At 40.5% G+C, this 4,817-nt stretch carries 3 protein-coding genes and 2 pseudogenes; 4 read left to right on the top strand and 1 reads right to left on the bottom strand.

Features of this window, described 5'->3' with window-relative positions:
* A pseudogene (locus K4A83_RS23785) lies at positions 1 to 127 on the top strand (RNA-guided endonuclease InsQ/TnpB family protein); the annotation flags it as partial.
* A gap of 2 nt (positions 128 to 129) precedes the next feature.
* Positions 130 to 294, top strand: a pseudogene (locus K4A83_RS23780) (RNA-guided endonuclease InsQ/TnpB family protein); the annotation flags it as partial.
* 58 nt (positions 295 to 352) lie between these two features.
* Here K4A83_RS23780 and K4A83_RS22090 read toward each other — a convergent pair.
* Positions 353 to 793, bottom strand: coding sequence for a hypothetical protein (locus K4A83_RS22090; protein ID WP_265266873.1), 441 nt, complete (start codon positions 791 to 793; stop codon positions 353 to 355).
* 489 nt (positions 794 to 1,282) lie between these two features.
* Between K4A83_RS22090 and K4A83_RS22085 the strand changes: the two genes are divergently transcribed.
* Positions 1,283 to 3,142, top strand: coding sequence for a Cas10/Cmr2 second palm domain-containing protein (locus tag K4A83_RS22085; protein ID WP_265266871.1), 1,860 nt, complete (start codon positions 1,283 to 1,285; stop codon positions 3,140 to 3,142).
* Positions 3,135 to 4,721 carry an RAMP superfamily CRISPR-associated protein gene (locus K4A83_RS22080; RefSeq protein WP_265266870.1) on the top strand — a complete coding sequence of 529 codons (1,587 nt, stop codon included), beginning with the start codon at positions 3,135 to 3,137 and terminating at the stop codon, positions 4,719 to 4,721. Before K4A83_RS22085 ends, K4A83_RS22080 begins: the two co-directional genes overlap by 8 nt.
* The last annotated feature ends 96 nt before the right edge of the window (positions 4,722 to 4,817 follow it).

The following is a 4,817-nucleotide window of genomic DNA, read 5'->3' as shown; positions in this document are numbered from 1 at the left end:
AATTCCCAGTCAGAAAGCTGTCGGAATAGATTTAGGAATTAAATATTTCTTGGCAGATAGCCAAGGTAATATTGAAGCCAATCCCCAGTTTTATCGAAAGGGGGAGAAAAGTTTAAAACGCTGTAATTGATAGAAGATAGAGATATAAATGCTGCAATTAATATCCTGAAATTAGCATTAAGTACGGTAGGGCATACCGGATCTAAAGCTTGGGGAGATTTCCCCTCTAGCCTGGTTGGAGCAATCCTGCTAGGTTATGGCGAGTCTGTGAACCAAGAATCCTCGTGCCTTTAGGCCCAGGAGTGTCAAAAGATGTCTAGACCCGCCATGATGGCAACAGTCCCATCCCGGCCTAATTCCCTTGGCAATAGGTGTTAATCCCTTGCACTAACTCCTGTTCCGGTTGGGTAGCTCGTTGTAAATTGGCGAGAGCCGCTTCCGCTCTAGGACGGTCTTTTTTCTCAAAAGCATCGACAAAATTCCGGGTAGCTTCTGCGGTTTGAGCATACATCTCGATAAACCCGTTTTGGTAGGTTTGTAGTTGCTCATCCGTGAGTTCGAGTGCTTTCATCCCCTCTGCGGCCTGTTCCATAGCATCAGCCGCCTGTAACATGGCTTGGGGTTCATTGGTTTGTCCACCATTGGTGAGCTTTTTCGCTTCCTCTACTGCTCCATTAGCAATTTGAATAACACTTTTGCACTGAGCATCTCGACTGGGAGCGCAGCCAAAAGCGGTTAACGCGAGGATAACCGTAAGAACTATTGTCAGGGTTGAACAAGGCAAGGGGCGCATAGGACTCTCCTAAGTATCGATTCGGCTAAAAGTCTAAAGTTGTGGGCTATGAAATGACAAGGATGTGTTGTTTCTTCACAGTTGGAGAGAGCTACTCCGGAAATGGTCTTCCAATCAAAGAACATCTTAGGGTTCGAGAGATAGATTACCCTATCCCCCTCCCAGTTATAACTGTACATGAGACGTTCACCTCATAGGTCCACTAGCGCGCTCTCCCTTGTCATCGGTGCTTTTCGCTATGAGACTGCCGTCTGTTCGCGTTTTCTCCTCGTCGCCGTGACGATTGGTGTTTCTCGGTGTTTGGTTAATCTTAAACTAAACTATTATTAAGCATTGAGCAAATTCTAAAAAAATAAAGGTTATAATTCCTAGGGATAAAATGGGGCATATATTCTGCTAGTGATCTATACATGAGCTAGCAAGGTTGAGTCCAAGTAATGTTGTTAGTCTTTTGCGTTTTTTTGAATTCAGTACGAGGAAAATTAGTAGATGACCTCTCAAAAATCTTTCTATTTGGTCTTGCTTGAAACTTCTGGGAATCAGCAGTTTATTTTTTCCACGAACCGCTTGCGGGAAAATATTGGCGCGTCGGAGTTGACCTATCAAGCGGGGACAAAGTGGGTAATTGAAGCGGTGGATGCTGTTCGAGGTGCTTCTGACCAAATTCATCAAGTTGGTACTCAGTTTGTTATGGAAGCACTTAATGAAATTAATCTGACAACCCAAGAAATTAGGGAGAAAATTTTAGATACTCAAGAATGGAATCGCCCAATTGAGAATCAAACTCAAGATCACAAAGTTGAAGTGTTGATTGCTACTTCTGGTAAAGCACTACTTTTAACCGAAAAAAAAGATGTTGCTCAAGCAATTATTCGCTATGTCACCCATAAAGCGATTCGCTACGCTCCCGGTTTAGATATTGCAGGAGTAATTTCAGAACCTTTTAGCTGGGATGATATAGGAAGTAAAAAAGCACCAAGCATTGCCGCAGCCAATAAAGAAGTACATCAAAAATTTGAGGAATTGCGATCGCGCCGTCCCTCTCCTCTACTTCGTTTTCTTCAATTGCCCGTAGTTGACCAATGTTCAACAAGTGGATTACCTGCTTCTGAATTAGAAGTAATGAGTCAAGAGCAAGTTCGGAATCACGAAAAACCTAAAGCTATTTCACAAGTTGCCAAGTTAAAAAGAGAAGCCGCTCCTCAGTCACTCGAAAGAATTCAAAAACTACTGCCAAGCCACATTAAGTTACCGGGCAGCGTCAATGAGTTAGAAAAAAAGCTTAAAGATGAGTTAGATTGGCTGGCTATCATTCATGCTGATGGTAATGGTTTAGGGGAAGTTTTTCTTAAGTTTCATGAAAATGCTCAAACTACAAACAATCGAGATTATATCGATAAATATCGAAATTTCTCAATTGCTTTAGATATTTGTACAGAGGCAGCTTTCCTTCAGGCTTTAGATACTTTTGTGTCTGTCAAAAGAAACAATAAATCAGAAACCTTATTAATTCCTTTAATTCCTTTAGTTTTAGGGGGTGACGATTTAACTGTCATTTGTGATGGTCATTATGCTTTGAAGTTTACTCACAAATTTTTACAGGAATTTGAAAACCAGACACAACAAGAAATTCAGGAATTGAAAAAACATAAAAGTATTATTTCAGACGTTGCTAACTTTACTTTTACAGTCAAGCGATTGTCCTCCTGTGCAGGCATTTGCATTATCAAGCCACATTTACCTTTCTCTATTGCTTATACTTTAGCTGAACGATTACTTAAATCTGCCAAAAAAGTTAAGGAAGTTGTAACCAATTCTCAAAAACAGAATCAGCCTTATCCTTGTTCATCCATTGATTTTCATGTGCTGTATGATTCAAGTGATATTAATTTGGAAATTATTCGTAAAAAAATACAACTTGATTCAGGGAAAACTCATCTCTATCGCCGCCCCTATGTAGTTACGGCAATAGATAAATTAAAACATCCAAATATTAGCGGTTGTGAATGGGCAGAATTTCATCATTGGCAAAACTTAGAAACCGCTATCAAAGCTTTAAAGGCTACCAACGATGATGGTAAGCCTAAGCTCCCCAGTAGTCAAATGCACGACTTGAGATCGGGTTTGTTTTTAGGGCGAGATGCTGCGGATGCTCGATATGGTTTAATTCGCGATCGCTACATTGATAAGTCGAATTCTTCAGATGACGATATTCGAGTTTTTGAAGGCAATCCTGAGTCCTTATTTAAACAAGAACCTGAAACTGAAACTGAGCTACACAAAACAATTTTGCTAGATGCGATTGAAGTCGCTGAATTTTTTAAATCTAAGGAGGACAACAATGGCTAAAAAAAAGAGGAATAAAAAGACAAAATCCGCAAATCGTCAAAACAAAATAACTCCTCCTAATCCACCCGTGAACTCTCAAGTAAGGCAATCTCAAGATCCTCAACCCCAGACAAACTTTAATGCCAAAATTACCATGTTAAGTGATTGGCATATTGGCTCTGGTGCAGGTATTCCCGGTGATGTTGATCGTTTAATTCAACGAGATGCAGATGGATTACCCTATATTCCTGCTAAGACATTGACAGGAATTTGGCGAGATGGGTGTGAATTGGTTGCCCTAGGTTTAGATAATGACACACCGGGACAGTGGATGAAGTGGGTTGATTATTTATTTGGTGATCAACCTGCTTTAGCTGAGGGAAAAATCGAAGTTAAACCGCGTGAATCGGCACTTTCTATCAGATCAGCCCATTTACCTAAAAATTTACGAAAATTGCTAGCAGTTAAATCGGAAGATTTATCAAAAGCGAAAATTACTCCCGAACAACAAGAAACGGTCAAAGGAAGATTAGCACTTAAGGCCGCTCTAACCTTTAACAAGGCAGGTATCAGTATTGATGCTGATTCAGGTTGTGCTATTCCAGATTTTCTCCGGTTTGAAGAAATGGCAAGAGGTGGATGTATTTTAACTGCTTTTTGTGAGCTTCAACTCCCTGAAATAGAAGATTTTAAAGAGCAATGCTCTGCTGCTTATGCCTTATTAGTCGCTGGGGCAAAATTAGTTGATCGGTTAGGGGGAAAACGGCGGCGTGGGGCTGGCAAATGTAAGTTAGAAATTGAAGTAAGTGGTAATATTGAAAAACTAGATTTTTGGTTAAATTACTTAGATAAAGAAGCACCTGATCTTCCGCAATTGTCTAACACTGAAAACAAGCAAACAAGCCTCGATCAATATAAGGGTAATGAGTGGTCACAAATCACTCTAGACGTTGAAACTTTATCTCCGGTGATCATCCCAAAGCGTACAGTCGGTAATGTTACTGAGAGTTTAGATTATATTCCCGGAACTTACTTACTGACGTTGATCAGTCGCAAGCTAGGCAAACTAGGGATTAATTTAGGAAATGCGATCGCCCACGGAGATTTAATTGTCACCAATGCCACGATTGCTATTGATGATCAACCTAGTTGTCCTGTTCCTTTTGCCTTATTTGCGAAGAAAATTGGGGGCGGTTTACAAGAGGGTCATGTTTACAATCGCCTTAAGGAAGAAGAACCCTCAGACCAACTGAAACAAGTTCGTCAAGGATATATTCATCCCGTTTGTCAAAATGGCTTGTTACCCAAATCTGATCAAGTTACCCTAAAGCTAGAAACTCATAACACGGTCAAGGATGAGGTACAACGACCTTCTGGCGCAGGGGGTGTTTATAGCTACGAAGCAATTACCCCCGGAACAAAACTAAAAGCTCATTTACGCTTGCGTCAAGGATTAGTCGAGGATTTACGAAACAAAGACCCCAACTGGTGGCACAGGTTAAATGGGAAGCGCGATCGTCTTGGTCAATCCAAAAAAGATGATTATGGTCTGGTCATAATTAAATCATCTGAACCAGAAGTGTTGAATCGGTACTTATGAACTAGGTAAAAATGGACATAGTAACCCTGTCAAGAGGTAAATTTAACCAGGTGGGACTAGCTCTTTAAACCAGTGTACATAGCTAATTTTTTGGCA

Origin of the sequence: Spirulina subsalsa FACHB-351 (genome assembly GCF_026130165.1) — a bacterium.
Taxonomy (GTDB): Bacteria; Cyanobacteriota; Cyanobacteriia; order Cyanobacteriales; family Spirulinaceae; genus Spirulina_A; species Spirulina_A subsalsa_A.
The sequence above is the reverse complement of the archived record's forward strand: the minus strand, read 5'-3'. Positions and strand labels throughout refer to the sequence as shown.